At 43.7% G+C, this 1179-nt stretch carries 1 protein-coding gene; it reads right to left on the minus strand.

Annotated features, from left to right (window positions below):
• Nucleotides 1-89: 89 nt before the first annotated feature.
• The coding region (locus F6K37_RS43535) for a group II intron reverse transcriptase (protein WP_287257364.1) at nt 90-1179 on the minus strand (1090 nt) is incomplete at its 5' end.

Consider the following 1179-nt stretch of genomic DNA (forward strand, 5'->3'; position numbering starts at 1 on the left):
TTATTAGAGTCGATGTCCGGTATTATCCGGAGCACCTCTCCTTCAAAGCCGTGCGTGAGACTTTCATCTCACACGGCTCCTAGATTCTCTCAACCTCTCGGCTTGCCTTTTGGCTTGCTCCAGTGAATTTGTTGGTGGCAGCTTTGATGAATTGCTGCTAGGTTCTTTAGCTTCCAATTGTCGTGGTTTCCATCTACATGATGAAGGTGTACAGATTCGTCGCAATTGAACATTAACCCGCAATATTCACAAGAATGGTTTTGTCGTTTCAAAGCCTTGGACGTATGATTGTCGTAGAGCGTACTTTTCCGTTTGCTCCAATAGACTAAGTCTCCATCGTAAGGGGACTTAGTCCCTGTGACCATAGTGTGTCCAAAACGTTTAGTCCTTACTGTAGGGAATGCCTTTTTGCATAATTCCACTGCTTCATAGCGGTTCATTTTCTTTTCGATGAGGAATTTTCTTTTTGCCGCTTTGTTAGGGAACCATAGACTATCCCGAGAATCGCTCATATCACACCATTTATGGTAGTTTCGCCATCCTCTTACAATGGGAGCTAGTTTTTTGGCTTTGACCTTTGCACCATAATTCGAGCTATTGACTACGGCTTTAATCTTCTCGCGTATTTTCCTATGATTATCCGCTGAGGGTTTACAATGGAATGTTCCGCTTGGCTTGACTCGCATCTGCCAGCCAAGGAAGTCAAAACCGTCTGTCGTTTTGGTTATCTTGGTCTTTTCTTGACTGATTTCGAGACCTCGTTCTTCCAGAAATTTTTCCACTTTTTGAAGAATTTTTCCGGCGTCATCTTTTGGTTTTAAAAATATCACCATGTCGTCTGCATAGCGGACGGATGGATGGATATCTTCTATTCCATCAAGTGCGATATTGGCTAAAAGGGGGCTAACCACTCCTCCCTGGGGAGTTCCTTGTTCAGGGAATTCCGGGCTGATGCCAGCTTTTAAACACCTGAAGACCCCTTTCTTCACATGTGCTGGTGCTATCAACCTATCCATGATGGATTTATGAGAAATGCGGTCAAAACACTTTTTAATATCTAGCTCAATTACCCTTTTAGTGATGCCTTTTTTTCCTTTATTCAGGTTGGTGAATATGTACATTTGGGCATCATGTGCGCCTCGCCCAGTCCTAAACCCGTAACTCCGGGCGTGAAAGATA

The sequence above is a fragment of the Moorena sp. SIO4E2 genome, from assembly GCF_010671945.1.
GTDB lineage: Bacteria > Cyanobacteriota > Cyanobacteriia > Cyanobacteriales > Coleofasciculaceae > Moorena > Moorena producens.